The 20,934-nt window shown below is 74.8% G+C and carries 19 protein-coding genes; 8 read left to right on the top strand and 11 right to left on the bottom strand.

Annotated elements, in window-relative coordinates; genetic code table 11:
- Positions 1-28: 28 nt before the first annotated feature.
- Positions 29-2,656: an alpha/beta fold hydrolase gene (locus tag AB0J00_RS15700; RefSeq protein ID WP_357746157.1), complete on the bottom strand. Its 2,628-nt coding sequence runs from the start codon at positions 2,654-2,656 to the stop codon at positions 29-31.
- 192 nt (positions 2,657-2,848) lie between these two features.
- Between AB0J00_RS15700 and AB0J00_RS15705 the strand changes: the two genes are divergently transcribed.
- Both AB0J00_RS15705 and AB0J00_RS15710 read left to right on the top strand, forming a co-directional pair.
- Positions 2,849-3,544, top strand: coding sequence for a 4'-phosphopantetheinyl transferase superfamily protein (locus AB0J00_RS15705; RefSeq protein ID WP_357746160.1), 696 nt, complete (start codon positions 2,849-2,851; stop codon positions 3,542-3,544).
- Positions 3,541-6,498 carry an acetoacetate--CoA ligase gene (locus tag AB0J00_RS15710; RefSeq protein WP_357746162.1) on the top strand — a complete coding sequence of 986 codons (2,958 nt, stop codon included), beginning with the start codon at positions 3,541-3,543 and terminating at the stop codon, positions 6,496-6,498. The genes AB0J00_RS15705 and AB0J00_RS15710 overlap by 4 nt, the downstream gene beginning before the upstream one ends.
- Positions 6,499-6,523: 25 nt before the next feature.
- Here AB0J00_RS15710 and AB0J00_RS15715 read toward each other — a convergent pair whose 3' ends face one another.
- On the bottom strand, positions 6,524-6,658 hold the full coding sequence (locus AB0J00_RS15715) for a hypothetical protein (RefSeq protein WP_357746165.1): 135 nt from the start codon (positions 6,656-6,658) through the stop codon (positions 6,524-6,526).
- Complete coding sequence (locus tag AB0J00_RS15720) at positions 6,655-6,837, bottom strand: hypothetical protein (protein ID WP_357746168.1); 183 nt, start codon at positions 6,835-6,837, stop codon at positions 6,655-6,657. The genes AB0J00_RS15715 and AB0J00_RS15720 overlap by 4 nt, the downstream gene beginning before the upstream one ends.
- Before the next feature lie 219 nt (positions 6,838-7,056).
- Between AB0J00_RS15720 and AB0J00_RS15725 the strand changes: the two genes are divergently transcribed.
- Positions 7,057-8,205: a glycoside hydrolase family 16 protein gene (locus AB0J00_RS15725; RefSeq protein WP_357746169.1), complete on the top strand. Its 1,149-nt coding sequence runs from the start codon at positions 7,057-7,059 to the stop codon at positions 8,203-8,205.
- A gap of 6 nt (positions 8,206-8,211) precedes the next feature.
- Here the strand turns inward: AB0J00_RS15725 and AB0J00_RS15730 are convergent, their stop codons facing one another.
- On the bottom strand, positions 8,212-9,072 hold the full coding sequence (locus AB0J00_RS15730) for an ATP-grasp fold amidoligase family protein (RefSeq protein ID WP_357746172.1): 861 nt from the start codon (positions 9,070-9,072) through the stop codon (positions 8,212-8,214).
- An 18-nt stretch (positions 9,073-9,090) separates the two neighbouring features.
- On the opposite strand from AB0J00_RS15730, the gene AB0J00_RS15735 reads away from it, so the two are divergent.
- Together AB0J00_RS15735 and AB0J00_RS15740 are read left to right on the top strand one after the other, a co-directional pair.
- Positions 9,091-10,275, top strand: a complete 1,185-nt coding sequence (locus AB0J00_RS15735) for a hypothetical protein (RefSeq protein ID WP_357746175.1) — start codon at positions 9,091-9,093, stop codon at positions 10,273-10,275.
- A 68-nt stretch (positions 10,276-10,343) separates the two neighbouring features.
- Positions 10,344-10,487: a hypothetical protein gene (locus AB0J00_RS15740; protein ID WP_357746177.1), complete on the top strand. Its 144-nt coding sequence runs from the start codon at positions 10,344-10,346 to the stop codon at positions 10,485-10,487.
- A 1-nt stretch (position 10,488) separates the two neighbouring features.
- Here the strand turns inward: AB0J00_RS15740 and AB0J00_RS15745 are convergent, their stop codons facing one another.
- Entirely contained in the window at positions 10,489-11,331 is an 843-nt protein-coding gene (locus AB0J00_RS15745; RefSeq protein ID WP_357746180.1) for a hypothetical protein, read from the bottom strand.
- 114 nt (positions 11,332-11,445) lie between these two features.
- Between AB0J00_RS15745 and AB0J00_RS15750 the strand changes: the two genes are divergently transcribed.
- Both AB0J00_RS15750 and cysC read left to right on the top strand, forming a co-directional pair.
- Complete coding sequence (locus AB0J00_RS15750) at positions 11,446-11,592, top strand: hypothetical protein (protein ID WP_357746182.1); 147 nt, start codon at positions 11,446-11,448, stop codon at positions 11,590-11,592.
- Between the two features lie 26 nt (positions 11,593-11,618).
- On the top strand, positions 11,619-12,632 hold the full coding sequence (gene cysC / locus AB0J00_RS15755; protein ID WP_357746184.1) for an adenylyl-sulfate kinase: 1,014 nt from the start codon (positions 11,619-11,621) through the stop codon (positions 12,630-12,632).
- Position 12,633: 1 nt separating this feature from the next.
- Here the strand turns inward: cysC and AB0J00_RS15760 are convergent, their stop codons facing one another.
- From AB0J00_RS15760 to AB0J00_RS15775, 4 genes are all read right to left on the bottom strand, one after another.
- On the bottom strand, positions 12,634-12,870 hold the full coding sequence (locus AB0J00_RS15760) for a hypothetical protein (protein WP_357746186.1): 237 nt from the start codon (positions 12,868-12,870) through the stop codon (positions 12,634-12,636).
- A 69-nt stretch (positions 12,871-12,939) separates the two neighbouring features.
- A complete protein-coding gene (locus AB0J00_RS15765; protein ID WP_357746189.1) occupies positions 12,940-13,680 on the bottom strand; it encodes a 3'(2'),5'-bisphosphate nucleotidase CysQ in 741 nt (246 codons plus the stop codon).
- Between the two features lie 61 nt (positions 13,681-13,741).
- On the bottom strand, positions 13,742-14,344 hold the full coding sequence (locus AB0J00_RS15770; RefSeq protein WP_357746191.1) for a dihydrofolate reductase family protein: 603 nt from the start codon (positions 14,342-14,344) through the stop codon (positions 13,742-13,744).
- 110 nt (positions 14,345-14,454) lie between these two features.
- A complete protein-coding gene (locus tag AB0J00_RS15775; RefSeq protein ID WP_357746194.1) occupies positions 14,455-15,774 on the bottom strand; it encodes a UDP-glucose/GDP-mannose dehydrogenase family protein in 1,320 nt (439 codons plus the stop codon).
- A 238-nt stretch (positions 15,775-16,012) separates the two neighbouring features.
- On the opposite strand from AB0J00_RS15775, the gene AB0J00_RS15780 reads away from it, so the two are divergent.
- Complete coding sequence (locus AB0J00_RS15780) at positions 16,013-17,146, top strand: LCP family protein (RefSeq protein WP_357746196.1); 1,134 nt, start codon at positions 16,013-16,015, stop codon at positions 17,144-17,146.
- Positions 17,147-17,453: 307 nt separating this feature from the next.
- Here the strand turns inward: AB0J00_RS15780 and pelF are convergent, their stop codons facing one another.
- Positions 17,454-19,184: a GT4 family glycosyltransferase PelF gene (pelF, locus tag AB0J00_RS15785; protein WP_357746198.1), complete on the bottom strand. Its 1,731-nt coding sequence runs from the start codon at positions 19,182-19,184 to the stop codon at positions 17,454-17,456.
- Positions 19,185-19,309: 125 nt separating this feature from the next.
- Positions 19,310-20,791, bottom strand: a complete 1,482-nt coding sequence (locus tag AB0J00_RS15790; protein ID WP_357746200.1) for a hypothetical protein — start codon at positions 20,789-20,791, stop codon at positions 19,310-19,312.
- Positions 20,792-20,934: the final 143 nt, after the last annotated feature.

Consider the following 20,934-nt stretch of genomic DNA (forward strand, 5'->3'; position numbering starts at 1 on the left):
AACCTGTGCAGACCTGCGGGCGGCGCGGTCAGCGACGCCGCAGCGGGGTCTCCTCGAGGGCCCGGGCGATCTGGCGGACGTGCGGCTGGCGCAGCAGCGAGTTGTGCTCGCCGTGCAGGGTCACCAGCGTGGGGTCGCCGGTGAGCAGCTGACGCCAGACCACCAGGCTGGCCTCGTTGAGGTGGCTGACGTAGACGGTCACCCGCCCCGCCCACGCCCGCGGGTGGTGCAGCAGCGCGGTGCGCACGCCCAGCTCCAGCAGCCCCTCGACCCGGGTGGGCCCGGGCCGCAGCGCACCGGCGAACAGCGCCAGCGCCCGGCGCCGCCACAGCTCGCACCGGTTCGGCGGCTCGCCGTACCGGTCGTCGCCGGGCAGCGGCGCGACGGGGGCACGGTCGCCGTGGGCGGCGTCCGGGACCCAGGCGCGGTCGACCACGCGCTGCGGCAGCACCGGGTCGACCAGGGTGACCGAGGCGATGTCCGCGCCGCCGGCGGCCAGGTGCCGGGCCACCTGCAGCGCCACCAGGGCGCCCATCGAGTGGCCCACCAGCCGGTACGGGCCGGCCGGCTGCAGCTCGCGCACCCGGCGCAGGTGCCGGCGGGCCGCCATGCCGATGCTCAGGTCGGGCATCGTCCACTCCTCCAGCCCGTGCGGCTGGAGGGCGTACACCGGCTGGTCGGGACCGAGCGCCTCGGCGAGCGGCAGGAAGACCTGGCCACCCGCGCCCGCGCCGGCGAAGCACAGCACCGGCGGCCGGCTGCCGGAGGCGCGCAGCGTGACGACGCTGCCGTGGCCGGGCCGGGTCGCCGGCCGGGCGCCGCCGCCCTCGGCCAGGCTCGCCACGAGCGCGGCGAGCTGGGCGACCGTCGGGTTCTCCGCGACGTCGGCGGAGGTGAGCACCACCCGGTGCTCCTCGCCGAACCGGGTGAGCAGCTCCTCGACGCCGAGGGAGTCACCGCCCAGCGCGGTGAACGACTCCTCGCGGCCGACGTCGTCGCGGTGCAGGACCAGGCCGAACAGCCCGGCGACGAGCTCCTCCCAGCGGCCCTGCGGCGGGGTGACGGCGGGGCGGGTGGGCGCGGGCAGCGCGCCGCGGTCGACCTTGCCGCGCTCGTTGCGCGGCAGCTCGGGCAGCAGCACCAGCTCGGCGGGCAGCATCCAGCTGGGCAGCGCCGCGGCCAGCCCGCGGCGCAGCTGCGCCGGGGAGGGGGTGCGCTCCTCGCTGCCGGGCACCACGTAGCCGACCAGCATCGCGCCGGGGCCGGTCTCCTTGGCGACGGCGACCACCGCGGCGTCGGCCACGCCCTCCTGGGCGCGCAGCGCGGCCTCGACCTCGGCCGGCTCGACCAGGTAGCCGTTGACCTTCACCGCGTCGTCCGAGCGGCCGAGCTGGTGCAGCACGCGGTGCTCGTCGTAGCGCCCGCGGTCGCCCATCCGGAAGGTGGCGCGGCCGTCGTCGGCGCGGCCGAACGGGTCGTCGGCCAGCGGCTCGAGGTAGCTGCCCAGGTGCTCGGCGACGACGACCAGCCGGCCGACCTCGCCGTCGGGCAGCGGGGCGCCGTCCTCGCCCAGCACCCGGATCTCCTTCTCCTCGACGACCTGCCCGGCCGGCACGGCGGCGGTGGGCGGCTCCTCGTCGGGGGCGACCGACCGGAAGGTGAGCTGGCCGGTCTCCGAGGACCCGAGGTGGTTGGTGAGCGTGACGGCGCCGAGCCGCTCGCGGGCGGCCTGCACGTCGCGGCCCTGCAGCGCCTCGCCGGCGGCCAGCACCAGCCGCAGGTCGGGCAGCGGCCGGCCGGCGGGGACGCTGCCGGCCAGGGCGCGCAGCAGCGACGGCGTCAGCGTCATCACCGTGATCCGCTCGCTGCGCAGCCAGTCGGCCAGGCCGCGCAGCCCGCGGTCGCGGGGGTCGTAGAGGTGCAGCGAGAGGCCGTTGAGCAGCGAGCCGAAGAACGCGTGCTCGCCGAGGCTGAACGACGGCGGGAGCACCAGCGCGAAGCGGTCGTCGGGGGTGAGGCCGGTGTACCGGGCGGTGATCGCGGCCTCGGTGACCAGCAGCCCGTGGCTGTGCACGACGCCCTTGGGCCGGCCGGTCGAGCCGGAGGTGAACACGATGGTGCCCGGGCTGCCGGGGGTGACCGGGAGCGGCTCGAACTCCGGCTCCGCGGTGGGGCCGGCGGCGGCGACCGCGGCCAGGTCGGTGCGCACCCACGAGGAGGTGACCTCGGCGGCGCGGTCGGCGATGCCGGTCTCGACCACGCAGAGCGCGGCGCCGGCGACGTCCTGGACCTGCTGCAGCCGGCCGGCGGGCAGCTGCGCGTCGAGCAGCACCAGCGGCCGGCCGGTGAGCAGCGCACCGAAGGCGGCGACCACGAGGTCGGGCGAGGGGGTGCCGAGCACGGCGATCGGCGCGCCGGGCGCGGAGCCGGCGGGCACCAGCGCGGCCATCCGGCGGGCGGCCGCGGCGGTCCGCTCGCCCAGCTCGGCGAACGTCAGGCTCGCGCCGGGTGCACGCACCGCGACAGCGTCACCGCGGGCGGTGACGACGGCGGCGAGTGCTGGTCCGATCGTGCCCACGGACGGGTCGAGGACCGGCGTTCCCCCGGACGCAGTGCTGGTCACGAATCCCCGTTTCCTCCGCGTGGACCTGCGCACTTGTCGTGCGCACCGTCCTGCACGCTAGACGCCCGGGGCGGGCCGCCGCGAGGGGGCGGTCACCCGATCGTGCACATCGATTGTGCGCAACACTCGTTTCCGGTCCCCGGGAGGGCGACCCTGGTTGGCAGGAGCAGGCGGGGGTCCTAGCTTGGCGAACGGACGTGATCACAGGTGGGGAGCGGGGTGTCGATGGGCGAGCTGGACCGGCCGGGCAGCGCGTTGAACGCCGGGTCGCTCGTCGTCCGGTCGCTGGACCTCGCCGACCCGCGCTGGGACGTCGCCGCTGCGGCCGGCTGCCTCGACGAGGCCGAGCGGGCCCGCGCCGAGCGGGGCACCTCCGCGGTCCGGCGGCGCCGGGTGATCGTGCGGGCCGCGCTGCGGCGGTTGCTGGGCGGCCTGCTGGGCCTGCCGCCGGCCGACGTCCCGCTGCACGCCGAGCGCGGCCGGCCGCTGCTCGCCGGCGGCGGGCTGTCCTTCTCCTGCTCGGCCAGCGGCGACGTCGCGCTGCTGGCCGTCACCGGCGGGCCCGCGGTCGGCGTCGACGTGCAGCATCACCGGGACGACGAGGCCCGCGACGCCGCCGCCGAGGGCTGGCTGGCCGCGGCGGAGCTCCGCCTGCTGGCCGCGCTCCCCGAGCCCGACCGGCTGCTGGCCACCACCCGCGCCTGGACGCAGAAGGAAGCGGTGCTCAAGGCCCGCGGAACCGGCATCGAACGGCTGCCCACCGACGTGGTGACGCCGATCGGCGCCCGCGGCCGGGTCGGGGAGCTGCACCTGGTGCCGGTGGCGGTGCCGGCGGGCTCGGTGGCCAGCCTCGCGACCGCCGTGCGCCCCCACCCCGACCTGCTCGTGCCCACGGCAATGACGCCCGGAGGTAGCCGATGACCACCCTGGACGCCCCCCGCGACCCGCTGCTCCCCGGTGCGCCGGGCCCGCAGCTGGCCGCCTTCCGGGCCCGCGCGGAGGCGGTCGCCGGCCGGCCGCTGCCCTCCGCTGCCGACCTGCACGACTGGTCGGTGGCCGGGTACCGGGACTTCTGGCGCACCTTCCTGGACTGGGCGGACCTCGCGTGGGAGGGGTCGGCGGAGACCGTCAGCACCAGCGACGACGTGGCCGGCGCCCGCTTCTTCCCCGACGTCCGGCTCAACTACGCGGAGAACCTGCTGCGGCCGCTGCCCGGCGTCGACGACGTCGCACCTGCGCTCACCTCGGTGCACGGCGACGGCTCGGCCGAGCAGTTCACCCGCGCCGAGCTGCGCGCCGCCGCCCGCCGGGCGTCGCGGGCGCTGGCCGACGCCGGCGTCCGGGCCGGCGACACGGTGCTCGCGGTGTCGGCCAACAACGCCCGGGTGACCGTGGCGGCGCTGGCGGTCGCCGGGCTGGGCGCGGCGCTGTCGACCGCCACTCCGGACATGGGCGTGAACACGCTGCTCGGCCGGTTCGGCCAGGTCGACGCCACCACCGCGCTGGTCGACCGCACGGCGCTGGTCGGCGGCACGGTGCTCGCCGACCTGCTCGCGGGCCTGCCCACCGTGGTGCGGGTGCTGCTGCTCGACGACCTGCCGCTGCCGGCGCTGGACGGCGTGCAGGTGGCCCGGCTGGCCGACCTGGTCGACGCCGTCCCGGCCGACGACCCGGGGCCGGAGTGGCCGCGCCAGCAGTTCGACGCGCCACTGTGGGTGCTGTTCTCCTCCGGCACCACCGGCCCGCCCAAGGCGATGGTGCACGGCGCCGGCGGCTCGCTGCTCGAGCACGTCAAGGAGCACCGGCTGCACGTCGACCTCACCCCGGCCGACACCTTGTACTTCCACACCACCACCGCCTGGATGATGTGGAACTGGCAGCTGTCGGCGCTGTCGGTGGGCGCGCACGTCGTCCTCTACGACGGGCCGGTCACCGGGCCGGAGACGCTGTGGACCCTCGCCGCCCGGTACGGCGTCACGGTGCTCGGCACCAGCCCCGCCTACCTGCAGCTGTGCCAGGACGAGGGCTGGTCGCCGCGCGGGGCCGTCGACCTCGGCCGGCTGCGCACGGTGCTGTCGACCGGCGCGGTGCTGCACCCGTGGCAGTTCGAGTGGGTCGCCGAGCACGTCGGTGACGTGCCGGTGCGGTCGATCTCCGGCGGCACGGACATCGTCGGCTGCTTCGTGCTCGGCCACCCCGAGCTGCCGGTGCGCGCCGGCTGGTGCCAGGCGAAGAGCCTCGGCCTGGACGTCGTCGCGCTCGACGACGCCGGCACCCCGGTGGTCGGCGAGGTGGGCGAGCTGGTCTGCCGCAACCCGTTCCCCTCCCGGCCGGTGCGGTTCCTGCAGGACCCGGACGGCGCCCGCTTCCGGGCCGCCTACTTCGAGGCGAACCCCGGCGCCTGGACGCACGGCGACCGCATCGAGTTCGCCCCTGACGGCTCGTCGCGGGTGTACGGCCGCTCCGACGGTGTGCTGAACATCAACGGCGTCCGGATCGGCCCGTCGGAGATCTACACGATCGTCCGCACGCTCCCCGGCATCGCCGACGCGATCGCCGTCGAGACCCGCGACCCGGCCACGGCCGGCGGCACCCGGCTGGCGCTGCTGGTCACCCTGCAGCCGGGGGTCGAGCTGACCGACGAGCTCACCTGGGCGATCCGCGGGACGCTGCGCCGCGAGGGCTCACCGGCGCACGTGCCGTCGCTGGTGCTGGCGGTCGACGAGATCCCGCTGACGCACAACGGCAAGAAGTCCGAGAGCGCCGCGCGGGCGGTGCTGGACGGCGTGCCGGTGCGCAACCGGGCGGCGCTGAAGAATCCCGGCGCGCTCGACGGCATCGCCGCCGCGGCGGCGCGGGCCGCGGCGGCGCCGGCCGGAGCGGCCCCGGAGGGCGACGACGTGCACGCCACCGTGGCGCGGGTGTTCGCCGAGGTGCTGGGCGGGCCGGTGCCGGCGCACGCCGACTTCTTCGACGCCGGTGGCACCTCCCGGCAGACGATGACGCTGCTGCGCCGGCTGCGGCTGGCGGTGCACCGGCCGCTGCTGCTGGAGGACTTCCTCGCCGAGCCGACGGTCGACGGCGTGGCCCGCGCGCTGGCCGCGGACCGCGCGCCGGGGGCACCGGTCGAGCTGCTGCGGGCCGGCGAGCCGGGGGTGGCGCCGCTGTTCCTGGTGCACGGCTACCTCGGCGACGTCGACATCTACCGCGCGGTGGTCGACGCGATGCAGAGCCCGGCGCCGGTGCTCGGGCTGACCTCGGACCCGGAGATCGCCACCCGCGACGGCGTCACGATCACCGGCATCGCGACCGCGCTGGTGGCCGACGTCCAGGCGGCGCAGCCCGAGGGCGAGGTCCGGCTGGCCGGGTACTCGTTCGGCGGGCTGGTGGCCTACGAGATGGCCCGGCAGCTCACCGCGGCGGGCCGGTCGGTGACGTTCCTGGGGCTGCTGGACACCGAGCCCCCGTTCGCCCGGCTGTCACCGCTGTCGAAGCTGCTGCGCACGGTCGCCTGGTGGGTGGCGCTGCTGGTGCCGGGCATGGTCGAGGACTCGGTGCTCGGCGTGCTGCGCCGGCGGCTGGGTCGGGGCGCGCCGCCGGACGAGGAGGCCCGCACGTTCGCCGCGGCCTACCGGGTGTTCAACGCCTACGAGTGGGGGCCCTACCCGGGGCCGGTCACCTACTTCCGCGCCCGGTTCCGGGTGCCGGTGGTGGCGAACCTGCTCTACGCGTGGCGGCGGCAGGCACCCGACCTAGGGGTGGTCGAGGTCCCGGGCTCGCACCACGTGCTGCTCAGCGGCGAGCACGCCCCGGCGCTGGCCGCGGCGCTGGACGCCGCACTGACGGCCGGCCGGCCGTCGTCCCAGCCGGGCTGACCCGCGCCGGACGACGGCGCGGCGGTCAGCCGCGGCCGAACAGGCGGAACCGCCGCCGGTAGCGGGCGCAGGAGCACAGCGCGCAGTCGGTGCCGCGGCGGTAGTGCTGGTGCGCGACCCGCTCGTGACCGCAGGCGCAGACCGTGACGCCGGCGCTCACCGGGCGCCCGCCGGGGCCGGGCTGCGGCCGTCCATCGCCAGCCGGTCGGCCGGCTGCTCCCCCGTCGTCCTGCCCTGCGCCAGCACGTTGCACCACTTCCGGTCTGCGGAGTCCCTCGTGGGCGCAGGCGCGGAGCGCGGGCGGCCACGGGCGTCGCCCAGCACGTAGAGCGACGACACAACTACAGCCTGCCTCAGCCATGGATCCGCTGCCATCTCCGACACGGACGGGCACCCCGCACGGTCACCTGCCGTTCCCTCGTCCTCGAGGCACCACCCGCCCCGAACGTGGGACGGGTGTGACAGCTGTGAAATTAGTGGCCTGCGCGTCGTCTGGGCTCCAGATCTTCGACGGTCTCTTTGTCGACATGTTTACTGACCGCCATGCCCGGACGCCGAGTGACCAACCGACGCCACACCGTGGCCGCCAGTGGGCGCGCCGCCCGCGTGCTGGCGGTGGCCTCCGTGTCGGTCGCCGCCGCGGCCCTCGGGGTCATCGCCGTCGGCACGCCGGCCGACCGCGCCGACGACACCGTGGTGCAGGACGCCGCCGGCTCGCGCTGGTACTCCCACCGGGACGGCGGCAGCGCCTCCCGCTTCCACCGCGCCGCCCCCGGCACGACCGCCTCCTCGGGCACCTGGTCGTCGAGCGCGCCGTCCTCGAGCGTCGCCCCCGCCCCGGCGCCCGCGCCCAGCTCGGCTGCCCCGTCGTCGTCGGCCACGGCGCCGGCCCCCAAGCCGCAGGCCCCGGCCCCGGCGCCGTCGGTGAAGAGCAGCGCCGCCGCGGCCCCGAAGCCGCAGGCCCCGGCGCCCGCCCCGGCCCCCGCCCCGGCGGCGAAGCCCGCCGCGCCGGCCGCGACCTCCTCCGGCGGCACCACCGCCGCGCCGCAGGGCGCGCCGGCCGGCTGGCGCCAGGTGTTCACCGACGACTTCACCGGCTCGAGCCTGGACAGCACCTGGCGCAAGTACTCGGGCCAGCCGGGCGGCTCGCCCTACGGCCGCTGGGACCCCTCGCACGTGCAGCTGAGCAACGGCGAGCTGGTGCTGTCGCAGACCAACCAGGGCGGCGAGTGGGTCGCCGGCGGGCTGGCGAACCGGACCGCGCTGACCTACGGCAAGGTCGAGATGCGCATGCGCGTCGACGCCGGTGACGAGATGAAGTACGCCGCGCTGCTGTGGCCGGCCGACGACACCTGGCCCCCGGAGATCGACTTCGCGGAGGACGCCGGCGGCAACCGCAGCGGCACCACCGCCTCGCTGCACTACGGCTCGAACAACACCACGATCGGCACGCAGACCAAGGCCGACTTCACCCAGTGGCACACCGTCGGCGTCGAGTGGACCCCGGGCCGGGTCGTCTACACCCTCGACGGCCAGGCGTGGGGGCAGACCGACAACGCGAACGTGCCCCGCACGCCGATGGAGCTGGCCATCCAGGTGCAGCCCGGTGGCTGCCAGGAGGGCGGCGGCCGGTTCGGCTGCGGCGTCGGCAACCCGTCGGTCACCGCGCTGCACGTCGACTGGGTCAAGCTCTACGCGCAGGGCTGACCCGGCTCAGCGGCGGCGCACCGCCGCCCGCGGCGGCAGCTGCCACCACCGGCCGAGCTCCTCGTCCAGCACGGGGTCGAAGCGGTCCAGCCCACCACCGGGGTACGGGGTGAGCTCGCCGAACCACACCTCGCCGTCGACCTCGTACAGGTCGACCCGCACGAAGTCGAGGGCCGCGCCCAGCGCCTCGGCGACCTTGGTCATCTCGTCCAGGGCCGCCGGGGGCGGGGTGACCGGGCCGGGCGCGACGTCCTCGGCGACGTCGACCGGCGCCCAGTCCGGGGTGTAGAGCCGGCGCCGGTGGTCGCCGAACCGGCCGGTGTCGACCTGCACCAGGCGCACGGTGCCGCCGAACACGAGGAACTTGTGGTCGGCCGGCGGGGCGCCGGAGCCGAGGAACTCCTCGGCGAGGAGCAGCCGCCTGGCCTGGCTGTACACCCACTCGCCGCGGGTGCGGTGCAGCGGCTCGTCCAGCCAGCCGGCGGTGGTCCGGCGCAGCGCGGCCACGTCGGGGCGGCCGGCGCCGACGTGCACCCGCATCGTGCCGTGGTTGGGCTTGAGCACCCAGCGGTCGGGCAGCTCCGCGGCGGCCAGCGCCGCGACGTCGGTGCCGGTCCACAGCACCCGCGGGATGCTCAGCGCGGGCAGCACCTCGGCGGCGTAGGCCTTCATCGCGAGCTTGTCGCCGAGCTGCCCGATCAACGGCCGGCGGTCGTGCACCACCCGCCAGTTGACCTTGTCGGTGAAGGTCCGGGGCTCCGCGGCCGGCCAGCGGCCGTGGGCACGACGGTGGAGGACGGCGCGCTTGGCCCGGTGGGGCAACCGGTGGACGACGCCGTCCGGCAGCCCCAGGGCCCGCAGACGCACCCGGCCAGTGTGCCGGGCGTGTTGCGCACGACCCTCTTAGGGTGCAGCGGTGACACCCGAAGGAGGCCCCCGCTGACGCCCACGCCCGGCCTGCGCGTCGGCTTCCTCGCCAAGGACCCCTGGCACCCGGCGATCCGCCGTGAGCAGATGATCGCCCGCGAGCTGGTCCGCCGCGGGGCGGACGTCGACTTCGTGCAGGCCCCGGCCGACTGGCGGCGGCTGCGGTCGGACCGCGCCGGCTGGACCCGGCACCTGGGCCGCGGGCACTTCCTCTCCCCCGAGCCGGGCGTGCGGGTCACCGAGCGGTCGACCGTCGTCCCCGGGTCGCGGCACCGGCCGGCCGAGCGGGCCGACGCCGCGCTGCTGCGCCGCTTCCTGCGCCGGTCGGGCTGGGCGCCGGACGCGAGCGTCGGGATGCTGCCGTGGGAGTGGCGGGCGGTCGCCGCGCAGCCGGGACGCCGGGTGTTCGACTGCACCGACGACTGGGCGCGGTTGCTGCCGGCCGCCCGCGGGCTGCCCGACCAGCTGCGCCGGATCGCCGACGAGGCCGACGAGGTGGTCGTGGTCAACCGGGTGCTGGCCGGGTTGTTCCCCGGCCGGACCCCGGTGGTGGTGCCCAACGGCACCGACGAGGCGCTGCTGGCCGCGCCCCGCACCGCGGCCCGGCGGGAGCGGCACGCGGTCTACGTGGGCAGCATCGCCGGCCGGTTCGACGTCGACCTGGTGCGCGCGGTGCTCACCGCGCTGCCGGACTGGACGCTCGCCGTCCACGGGCAGCTGGTGTTCCCGCTGTGCGAGCAGGCCGACCGGGCGCGGTTCCTCGCGCTGGGCGCGGAGTTCCCCGGCCGGTTCGAGTACGCGGGGCTGCTGCCGCGCGACCGGCTGGCCGACGTGCTGGACACCGCGACGGTCGGGCTGATCCCGGACGTCGCGAGCCGGGCGCTGGGGCAGTCGTCGATGAAGACCTACGACTACTGCGCGCGCGGCGTGCCGGTGGTCGCGACCGCGGGGCACCTGGAGCACTCCAGCGACGTGCCGCCGCACACCGCGGTGGTGTCGGGGCCGGCGGAGATGGCCGCGGCGATGGAGGCCGCGGTCGACGAGCCGGTCACGCACGCCAAGGAGCGGATCGACTGGGCCACCGCGCGGACCTGGGACCGGCGGACCGACGCCTGGCTGGCGGCCGCGCTGGGGCGCGGGTGACGCGTCGTCACGGACTCGTCATGTGTCGGAACTCCCCGTAGCGGCTGCTGCGTCGCTAGCGTCGGCGCATGACGAACACCGCACCTGCCCCGGTCGCCGAGGTCGTCGACCCCGCCGTCAAGCTCGCCGACGCGCTGCAGTCGGACTTCGCGGCGCTGTGCGCGGGCAGCCAGCGGCCCCGCGTGCCGGAGAGCCGGGCGGAGTCCCGGTAGGTCAGCCGCGCAGGTCGCGGACGTCGGGCGCCCAGACCGGCAGCCGGCCGGGGGCGTCGACGGTCTCGGCGTCCGCGGTGCGGCGCAGCGCCCAGGAGGCGGGCAGCACCAGCCGCGGCGCGACGCCGACGAGCACGGCCACCAGCACGGTGACCGCCCCGAGCGCCTCGGCGCCCTCCTCGACGAACGTGGCCAGCGCGGTCAGGAAGCGGCTCGCGGTGGCCTGCGCGACGCCGGACGACACCGACGACAGCCCACCGGAGGCCAGCCCGTAGACGGCGAAGGCGATGAGCGTGCGCCGCCGGTCGCGGCGGTCGTGGCGGCTGAGCACCCACAGCCCGGCGAGCACCGCGACCACGATCACGCCGCTGACCAGCGCGGTGAGCACCGGGTGGGCGGCGAGGCCGAGGGCGTGCACGGCCCGCACGTGCACCGTGCCGCCGCCCTTGACCTCGGCGATCACCGCGGCGACCAGCCCGACGGCCAGCCACCAGGTGCGGCGTCCGGGGTTGCGGGCGGCGCCGGTGAAGGCGGCCAGCGCGGCGAGCACGAACAGCGCGGTGACGAACATGCGGGGCAGCGAGAACGGCGCGTCCATCGACAGCAGCCGGCCGGTGCCGGTGCGGTCGGCGCCGGCGGCGCGCAGCAGGAAGCCCAGCGCCTCCAGCGTCACGGCCAGCCCGCCGAGGACGACGGCCAGCGGCGGCACCGGGATGCGGCGGCGCAGCGACGAGGGCAGGCCCCGCTCCCGGCGGTCGGCCTCGCGCATGGTCACGCCCAGCGGGACGGCGAGCAGCACGGAGACGGCGACCCACGCCACGAGGAGCCACGCCCACCACGTCATGCTCGGTACATCGGCAGGCCGGCGGCACAGCTTGATGCACCCGATCGTGTGACGCTGCGTGCACCGTGGCCGATTCGCTGGTCATCCACCTGTTCGGGTGATCACACTGTCGGGGTGCACAAGGTCCTCGACGGCGTCCTCCGCACGCCCCTGCGCAGCCTCCTGCCGCACCTCCACGGCTTCCGGCGGTCCGGTGACGACCCGTTCAGCGGCGCGTCGCTGTACGCGTGCCGCTGCGGTGTGGTGCGCCCCGGCGTCTGACCGGACCGGCTTGCCAGACTGCTGCCATGGCGCAGCAGTCCCGGACCCGGCTCACCCACGCGCAGCTCGCGGAGCTGGCCGCCTGGTCGTTCGGCCTCTCCCCCACGGCGCCGGTCCTGCCGCCGGCCGCGGAGTACGAGGACCTCGAGGGCGCGCTGGTCGCGACGGCGGACGACGGGCGCCTCGCCGTCCGTGAGGTGCCGCGCTGGCGCTCCCCCGACGCGGTGCGCGCCGACCTCGCCGCCCGCGGCTGGACCGACCCGGTCGCGTGGATCGGCACGCCGGGTGCCGGGACGCCGGACGGCCCGCTGCTCGTGCTGCTGCCGGTGGCCGGCACGGGCCCGGACGCGGCGGCCATCTCGCTGGCCGCGGCGGCGTGGGGGCCGGGGGCCGAGCGGGTCGTCGTCCCGGTGCCGCTGCCGCCGGGCCCCGGCACCGACTGGACGGCGGTGGCTGCCGCCTACGGCGCGCGGCTGGCCGGCGCGCACGTGCCCGCGGCGCGGCCGGTCACCGGCGGGCGGGCGGTGGTGTTCACCGGGCTGTCGGGGGCCGGGAAGTCGACGATCGCCGCGCGGCTGGTGGAGCTGCTGCTGGAAGCCGGCCGCACGGTGACCCTGCTGGACGGCGACGAGGTGCGCACCCACCTGTCGGCCGGGCTCGGGTTCTCCAAGGCCGACCGGGACACCAACGTGCGTCGGATCGGCTGGGTGGCCGCGCAGATCGCCAAGCACGGCGGGCTGGCGGTGTGCGCGCCGATCGCGCCGTACGCCGCGACCCGCGCGGACGCCCGCCGGCTGGTGGAGGCCGAGGCCGGGCCGGGGTCGTTCGTGCTGGTGCACGTGGCGACGCCGCTGGCGGAGTGCGAGGCGCGCGACCGCAAGGGGCTCTACGCGAAGGCGCGGCGCGGGGAGATCGCCGAGTTCACCGGCATCAGCGACCCGTACGAGGAGCCCACGGACGCCGAGCTGGTGATCGACACCCGGACGTCGGGGATCGAGGAGTCGGCGCGGCTGGTGCTGCGCCGGCTGCTGGAGGGCTGAGTCAGGCGCGGACGAGCGCCCGGCTGCCGAGCCGGCGGACGGCCGCGGAGTACTCGAAGCAGATGCCACCGGCCTTGTCGAACGTCTCGATCGGGCCGCTGAGCTGGAGCGTCGACCAGTCGGGACGCTCGGCGGGGCCGTCGGCGACGACCTGCCGGTGCAGCTCGGTGCGCAGGGTGGCGACGGCCCGCTCGGCGTGGGGGAACGGCAGCGTGAGGTTCGCCCGATAGGAGGACATGCCGCTTGGTCGTCCTGACCGGGCAGTGACCGCAGCGCATGTCCACCGCCCTCCCCCGGAGGGGTGAGGTCAGGCCAGCGCGGCGAGGAGCTGCCCGGCGAGCTCGGGGCGGCAGACGAGCAGGTCGGGCAGCCACGGGTTCGGCCGGTTGTAGCGGAGTGGAGAGCCGTCGAGCCGGCTGGTGTGCAGGCCCGCGGCGCGGGCGACGGCCACGGGCGCGGCGGAGTCCCACTCGTACTGCCCGCCGGCGTGCACGTAGGCGTCGACCTGCCCGCGGACGACGGCCATCGCCTTGACGCCGGCCGAGCCCATCGGGACGAGTTCTGCGTCCAGGGCGGCGGCGAGGTCGGCGACCAGGGCCGGCGGGCGGCTGCGGCTGACCGCGAGCCGGAGCGGGCCGTCGGGGCGGGCGGGCAGCTCGCGGGGCTCGGCGGTGCTGAGCGTGAGCGTGTGCGCGGGCAGTGCGACGGCGCCGGCGGTGAGCTCGCCGCGCTCCCACAGCGCCACGTGCACGGCCCAGTCGGCGCGGTCGGGTTCGGCGAACTCGCGGGTGCCGTCGAGCGGGTCGACGATCCACACGCGGTTGCTGACCAGCCGGATCGGGTCGTCGGCGCCCTCCTCCGACAGCACGCCGTCGTCGGGCTGCAGTGCGGCCAGTTGCGCGACGAGGAAGTCGTGCGCGGCCTGGTCGCCGGCGGCCTTGCGCTCGTCGGCGTCGGCGAAGGTGCGGCCGCGGACCTCCAGCAGCAGCTCGCCCGCGCGGGTGGCGAGGTCGCGGGCGGTGGCGTCGTCCTGGCTCGGCTCGGTCACCCGGCCATCCTCCCCGACCCCTCGAGGGCGGCTCCCGAGCCTGGTGGGGGCGGCTGCATCGTCAGGCGACGTCGTAGGTGAGGTGCGTCGCCGTCGACGTGGGGAGGACGCTCGTGCGCACCAACGTGCGCGGGGGTCCGCCGGTGAACAGCGGCGTCCCGGCGCCCAAGACCACAGGGGCCAGGTGTAGCGACAGCACGTCGACGAGCCCGGCGGCGATCGCGGAACCGATGGTGGCACCGCCGCCCATGAGCACGACGTCCAGGTCCGACGACGCGGCCTCGGCCCGCTGCCGCGCGGCGGCGACGGCGTCGGGCAGCCCGGTGGTGACGAACGTCCAGTCGAGGTCGGTGAGCCGCACGGACGCGGGCGGCGAGCTGGTGACGACGACGAACGGGGGCTTGCCGACCTCGCCGGCGCCGTAGCCGACCTCGTCGTTCCACCCACCCGGGCCGTCGACGATGTCGAACAGCCGGCGACCGAGCACGACGGCGCCCGACCGGGTGGTCGCCTGGCTCACGATCCGGCGATCGTCGGGGTCGTCGGAGAACGCCCAGGTGTGCAGGGCCTCCCCGCCGTTGCCCAGCCCGTTGTGCAACCCGGGGTCGGGACCGGTGACGAAGCCGTCGAGGGAGACCGAGATGTCAGCGACGATGCGGGTCATGCCGGTCAAGACCGGATCCGCTGCCCGAACGCATCGCTCCCCCGGGACAGCGGGAGGACGACGTCGGTCCCGGACGCCGTCCGCGGTCGAGCCGGTCTCCGGACGTGCGGTCAGCCGGCGCGGCGGCCCAGCGCGCGGTAGGTCCAGCCTGCGGCCACCCACGAGTCGCGGTCCAGCGCGTTCCGGCCGTCGAGCACGCGCTTCTGCCGGACGACGTCCCCGAAGGCCACCGGATCGAGCTCGCGGTACTGCTTCCACTCGGTGAGCAGCAGGACCACGTCCGCCTGGTCGGCGGCTTCCTCCGCGGTCTCGACGAAGTCGAGGTGCGGCCACTCGCGTCGGCTGTTCGCCAGCGCAGCCGGGTCCGTCACCCGGACTGTCGCCCCCTGCAGCTCCAGCTGCGCCGCGACGTTCAACGCCGGGCTGTCGCGGATGTCGTCGCTGTCGGGCTTGAACGCCGCGCCCAGCACGGCGATCCGCTTGCCGAGCAGCGAGCCGTCGAGCACCTCTCTCGCCAGCTCGACCATCCGGATGCGCCGGCGCATGTTGATGTTGTCGACCTCACGCAGGAAGGTCAGCGCCTGGTCGGCGCCCAGCTCCCCGGCGCGGGCCATGAACGCGCGGATGTCCTTGGGCAGGCAGCCGCCGCCGAAGCCGAGGCCCGCGTTGAGGAACTTGCGGCCGATCCGGTCGTCGTGACCGATCGCGTCGGCCAGCTGCTTCACGTCGGCGCCGGTGGCCTCGCACAGCTCGGCCATCGCGTTGATGAACGAGATCTTCGTGGCGAGGAACGAGTTGGCGGCGGTCTTCACCATCTCGGCAGTGGCGTAGTCGGTGACCACCTGCGGGGTCCCGACGGCCACGATCGAGGCGTAGACCTCGTCGAGCACGGCACGGGCGCGGTCGCCGTCCTCGCCGGCCGGCAGGCCGTAGACCAGCCGGTCGGGGTGCAGGGTGTCCTGGACGGCGAAGCCCTCGCGGAGGAACTCCGGGTTCCACGCGAGCATCGCGCCGGGCACCTTGCCGCTGACCAGCTCGGCCAGCCGCGCCGCCGTCCCGACCGGGACCGTCGACTTGCCCGCGACCAGGTCGCCGGGCTTGAGCGCCTCGAGCAGCGACTCGGCAGCGGCCTCGACGTAGCGCAGGTCGGCGGCGTACTCGCCGCGCTTCTGCGGGGTGCCCACGCACACGAAGTGGACGACGGCCCCACGGGCGTCGGCCATGTCGGTGCTGAACCGCAGCCGGCCCGAGGTGAGCGTGCGTCCGAGCAGCTCCTCGAACCCGGGCTCGTAGAAAGGGGCCTTCGCCTTCTGGAGCATCTCGATCTTCCGCCGGTCGACGTCGATGCCGACGACGTCGTGCCCCAGCTCTGCCATCGACGCGGCGTGGACGGCACCCAGGTAGCCGCAGCCGATCACGGAGATCTTCATGCGTCGAGTCCACCTCCCGTCCTGCTGCCCGTTCCGTCGACCGAACGGTAAGGGGTGGGCCTGCGGGCCGCCAGCGATCACCCTCAGCGAGGTCGCGCGGCGCTCCCGCCAGGGGCAGGCCAGCACCAACGGGTGTGCTTGGGCTCCCGACCGGGTGAACGGTCACCAAGGGTGAGGTGCACATCGTCCGACGTGCGCACCATCGGGAGCGAAGACGTCCAGGAACCGGTGAGGTGGCATGTCCGACCAGCGCATCGACGAGGCCGACCCGGGTGCCGTCGCAACGGCACCCGGGCCCGTCGACCCCGTGGCCCAGTTCATGCAGCAGTCGCAGTCCGTCCCCGCCGGCCCGCGGCATCGCCGCCGCACGTTGCGCCGCGTCCTGACCGGGCTGGGCATCCTGGTCGCCGTGCTGGTCGCCGCCATCGGCGGCGGCCTCTGGTACCTGACCGACCGCTATGCCGGGAACATCGACCGGGTGGGCGACGTGTTCGCCGGGTTGGATGCGACGTCGCGGCCGGCCGAGTCCTCGCCCACCGACAGCACGACGGCGCAGGGCGACCCGGTCACCTTCCTGCTGGTCGGCTCCGACACCCGGGCCGACATCGCCGCCGGCGACCTGCCCGACGCGCGGTCGGACGCGATCATGATCGCCCGGTTCAGCGCCGACCACGAGCACGCACAGATCGTCTCGATCCCCCGCGACTCGTGGGTGCCGATCCCGGGTCACGGCACGAGCAAGATCAACGCTGCGTACGCGTGGGGTGGGCCGGGCCTGCTCATCCAGACCGTCGAGCAGCTCACCGGCGTGCGGATCGACCACTACGCCGCCATCGACTTCGACGGGCTGATCGACGTCACCGACGCGCTGGGCGGCGTCGACGTGACCGTGCCGGAGACGACGACCAACGGGCAGTTCACCTTCAGCCAGGGCATCAACCACCTGGACGGCGAGGCGGCCCGCTGGTACGTCGGCCAGCGGCACGGCCTGCCCGGCGGCGACTTCGACCGGGTGAAGCGGCAGCAGAACTACCTGCGCGCCATGTTCAGCCAGCTCGCCGACCAGGGCGTGTTCACCAGCCCCGGCAAGCTCGACGAGACCCTGCGCACGGTCACCAGCGCCATCGCGGTCGACGACACCCTGGGCAACACCGACCTGCTGTCGATGGCCTACTCGCTCCGCGGGCTGCGGCCGGCGGGCGTCGACTTCTTCACCGCGCCCGTGATGGGCACCGGCATGGAGGGCGCGGCCAGCGTCGTCTACCTCGACGCGAACACCGGCAACCGGATGTGGGGTTACCTGAGGAGCGACTCGCTCGCGCAGAACGCCGACGAGTTCACCGCCGAGACCCTGCCCGCGATCCCGCGCTGACCGGCGGCTCGGGCTCTCGCCCGGACCTCGTAGTACGTCGGTGGCGACGGATCAGCGTGGGCCGACCGGCTGGGACTCGAACCACCAGCCGTCCTCGTCCACCGGCACGGCGCGCGGCCGGCTCGAGCGGGGGGTGACCGGCACCGGGTCGACAGACTGCCCGCGCCTGCTCAGCCCTGCAGCGAGCCCTGAGGGGAGCACGACCAAGAGCGCCAGCAGCAACCATGTCACCACTGGGTTGTCGGCACCTCGACGCCCGACCTTGAGCGGGAGTCGCCTCAGACGGTCAGGTGTCGGGTGCCGGCTCTCACCGAGGCTGGACCCTCGTCCGCAGCACCTGGGTCATCTCGGGGCGCATGCGGTGCGCGCCAGCGGTGCGCCGGTGAGCACCTTGACCACGACGCCGGGGGGTCGGCAGGGCAGCCGCCGGAGGGCTCGGCACGACCTCCGCTCCCTGCGCGGCGCTCTGCTCGCTCGGCAGTCGACCGAGCTCCCGGTACAGGTCGTTGTACGCGCGCATGGCGTCGTCGAGCTGGAAGAAGTTCTCGACTCGGCCACGAGCGTTCCGGGCATAGGTGGCGTACAGCTCAGGATCGGACATCACTGCCGCCAGACCGTCGGCCAACCCCTCGACCATGTTCAGCGGATCGACCAGCACCCCGCACGACCCCCAGCTCCGCCCCTCGGGCGTCGTGAGCGTGTCGCGCACGAGCTGGGCCATGCCCCCGACCTCGGTGCCGACGGTCGGGATGCCCGCGGTCATCGCCTCCAGGACGACGATCGGCTGACCCTCGTTGTAGCTGGACAGGACGAGGAGGTCGACATCACCGAGCCTGGCCTTCACGTCGACGGTGCCGTGGAAGGTGATGTGGGGCGCGAGGCCCAGTCGCGCGATCTTCGCGACGCACTGCTCGTAGTAGTCCGGCACGTGCTCGGTCGGGCCCAGGACGTCGAGGTGGAAGTTCGTCACGCCACGCTGCACCAGCCGGTCCAGCGAGTCGATGAGGTCCAGCAGGCCCTTGATCGGCACGACCCTGGCGATGTAGGCGAAGCGCCAGACCCGGTCGCCGCCACCGGCGAGCAAGTCGTCGACGGCTCGCAGCCGACTGCGGTGGGCTGCCTCCACCGACGCCGGCACCATGCCGTTGGGGATGACCACGCTCTTCTGCACGGGCGACCCCAGGTCCGCGGCCTCCATGATCGCCTTCGGGTACAGATACGTGATGACCTCGGCGCTCGGGTAGCAGAAGCGACCCATCTCGATCCACCAGGCCATCCAGGCCCGCTGCGTCGTCGACACGTCGAACGTCCGCCAGTCCGCGGCCGTGACGGGCAGGGCCATGTCGCGTTCGAGCAGGGTGTTGACCGTGTCGCGCACGTAGAGGTTGTGCTCGGTGAGCAGGAAGGCGCCGTCGTTCTGCCGGGCGGCCGCAGCGCCGAGGAGCGAGGCGTAGCCCGTGGTGTGGGCGTGGTAGACGCGCGCCGCCGGCATGTCACCGCCGAGGACCGCGCAGGCGAGGGACCAGAACTCGCGCATGAGCCAGAAGACGTCGACCAGCGAAAGGTCCAGGCCCGGGAGCCGCTCGACCAGCACCTCCATGAACTCGGCACAGCCGAGAAGGGCCCAGAGGGGGTACCGACGGGTTCGCGGGTTCATGCCCTCGTCGTAGAGCTCCCACATGGGTTCCGGGTCACCGGCCACGATCGCGTCGAGGGCGTCGAAGAGGCGGTGCGCCAGCCGCCGGCGGGCCGGACGCCGCATGCACAGGTCACGCGGGGACAAGGCCGCGAAGTCCACCTGGTGCTCCTGCATGCTCAGGTAGACGGGCTTGACCCACCGGGCGTTGTCCGGCATCCCGTAGAGGTCCTCGTGAGGGCTGCCGCTGTCCCACGTGATGTGGATGATCCCGAACGTGAGGTCGGGGTTGCCCACCAAGATGTCGTGGACGACCGCGGAGACACCTCCCTTCAGGTAGGGGTACGTCGACTCCATCACGATGGCGACGTCGACGTCCTCGTAGAGACGCGCGGGGTCCATGTGTGCCGATCCTCCGGACTTCACTGCAGCGGCGCCCGTGAGAGGGCGGGGGACGTACGAACCGTAGGCGGACGGCTGAGCCGGCCCGGTGAACTGCGCTCGCGCAGGGCTCTCTCGCGCCGACCTCACCAGGCGGTCGCGTGTCGCCAGAAGAGCGTGTACTCCGGACGCCGCCAGTGGTCCAGGCAGCTGCGCAGGGCCACCGCGAGCAGCAAGGACTCGACCCCGATCAGGACCGCGTAGACGATCGGTCCGGACGGCAGGACGACGAATGCCACGACCGTCGCAGCCAGGTGCAGCGCGCCCACGACCTGGACGATCACCCGCCGACCGACGTAGTCGAGCTTGTAGCAGACGACCGTCGTCATCATGAACAACCACGAGGCGACCCCGACCGCGACGGTCAGGTGCACCGCCCGGGGCTCGAAGACGGCGACGAGGGACGCGCATGCCAGCCCCAGAGCTGCCCCGGCCACCGCCGTCCGAGCGATGCAGTCGCGGACGACGTCCGCCATGGACCTGCTGTGCCGTGTCAGCTGATGGAGGGGAGCGCTCTCCATCGCGGTGCGCAGTGCGGTCACCGCCGTGTCGAAGGCAGGCGCGAGCACGACGAAGTAGACGTTGTAGGCCAGCACCGCGGGCAGCAGGGCCAGGAACACGGTGTCGACGGCGAATCCGCGCCCGGCCGCGAGGAAGAACACCAGCTTGTCCGCCCACAGCACGGCTCCGACCAGCAGTCCGCGGAGCAGATCGGCCCGGACGTCCCGAGGATCGACGACGACCGCGCCGCGCAGGTGACGCAGGTGCCGGCGCATCGGGACGAGCTGGGTGAGCAGGCCGGCCAGCGGCGGCAGTGCCCACAACTGCGGTACGAGCAGGAGGACGAGGGCGTAGGCAGCCCACGCAGCTGCCCAGGACCACCGGTGGCCCTGCATGTTGCTGAGCACGAGCGACTGGGCGAACAGCAGCTGCAGGACGCACATCGCCACGTAGGCGCCCAGCGCCCCGAGCGGCCACCCGAGCACGAGCTGGACCGGGACCGCGAACACGGCGACGACCGGGAGCCCGCGGACTGCCAGTTGGGGCCAGACCGCGCAGAACCGGGCGCGCAGCGCGTCGACGTCCGCCCCCTCGGCGAGGCTCCCGACGCCGCGGTAGAGCGGCATGCAGACCGCCTGACTGAGCCAGGGGACCGTCAAGGACGCGGTCAGCACGATCGTGCCGAGACCGACTCCGTCGACCTGGACCGAGCCGATGCGATCGCTCACGACGGGGAAGACGAGCGTCAGCAGTGCCACGGGCGAGAGGTGCAGCAGCAGTTCCCAGCTGAGCCGCAGGCCTCCGCGGCGGCGTGACGCCCGGGCGGCTCGCCGCGCCGTCCGGCCGAGAGCGACGACGACACCGACGGCGAGGACCGCCACGGCGCCGAGGGCGAGCTGCGAGTCGATCCAGGGGACCAGCAACGTCGCAGCCAGGAGTGCGGCGGTCAGCGCTACGAGCCGGCCACTCCGGCGTGGCAGCTCGACCATTGTCCGAGGGCCGTTCCCGCCGGTCTTCTTGCTTCCCCCTGCGTCTGGTCGCGCATCCACCACGTCCGACGTCGCCACGTTCCCAGCCTCCCCGCAACGCCCCCCCGTTTGGAACGCTGTGTAGGCAGTGTGCCGTTTCGGGTGACACCCCACATCGTGAACGACGTCACGTAAAGACCGAGGTCAGCTACCCTGTGTGCCGGTACATGAGCGGACGGCTA

Origin of the sequence: Modestobacter sp. NPDC049651 (assembly GCF_040659695.1) — a bacterium.
Classification (GTDB): Bacteria; Actinomycetota; Actinomycetes; order Mycobacteriales; family Geodermatophilaceae; genus Modestobacter.

What these genes read in the sequence shown, in the direction of transcription:
- AB0J00_RS15705 (WP_357746160.1), top strand. Translation starts at nt 2,849, where the DNA reads ATGGGCGAGCTGGACCGGCCGGGCAGCGCGTTGAACGCCGGGTCGCTC.
- AB0J00_RS15710 (WP_357746162.1), top strand. Translation starts at nt 3,541, where the DNA reads ATGACCACCCTGGACGCCCCCCGCGACCCGCTGCTCCCCGGTGCGCCG.
- AB0J00_RS15740 (WP_357746177.1), top strand. Translation starts at nt 10,344, where the DNA reads ATGACGAACACCGCACCTGCCCCGGTCGCCGAGGTCGTCGACCCCGCC.
- AB0J00_RS15745 (WP_357746180.1), bottom strand. Translation starts at nt 11,331, where the DNA reads ATGACGTGGTGGGCGTGGCTCCTCGTGGCGTGGGTCGCCGTCTCCGTG.
- cysC (WP_357746184.1), top strand. Translation starts at nt 11,619, where the DNA reads ATGGCGCAGCAGTCCCGGACCCGGCTCACCCACGCGCAGCTCGCGGAG.
- AB0J00_RS15760 (WP_357746186.1), bottom strand. Translation starts at nt 12,870, where the DNA reads ATGTCCTCCTATCGGGCGAACCTCACGCTGCCGTTCCCCCACGCCGAG.
- AB0J00_RS15770 (WP_357746191.1), bottom strand. Translation starts at nt 14,344, where the DNA reads ATGACCCGCATCGTCGCTGACATCTCGGTCTCCCTCGACGGCTTCGTC.
- AB0J00_RS15775 (WP_357746194.1), bottom strand. Translation starts at nt 15,774, where the DNA reads ATGAAGATCTCCGTGATCGGCTGCGGCTACCTGGGTGCCGTCCACGCC.
- AB0J00_RS15780 (WP_357746196.1), top strand. Translation starts at nt 16,013, where the DNA reads ATGTCCGACCAGCGCATCGACGAGGCCGACCCGGGTGCCGTCGCAACG.
- pelF (WP_357746198.1), bottom strand. Translation starts at nt 19,184, where the DNA reads ATGGACCCCGCGCGTCTCTACGAGGACGTCGACGTCGCCATCGTGATG.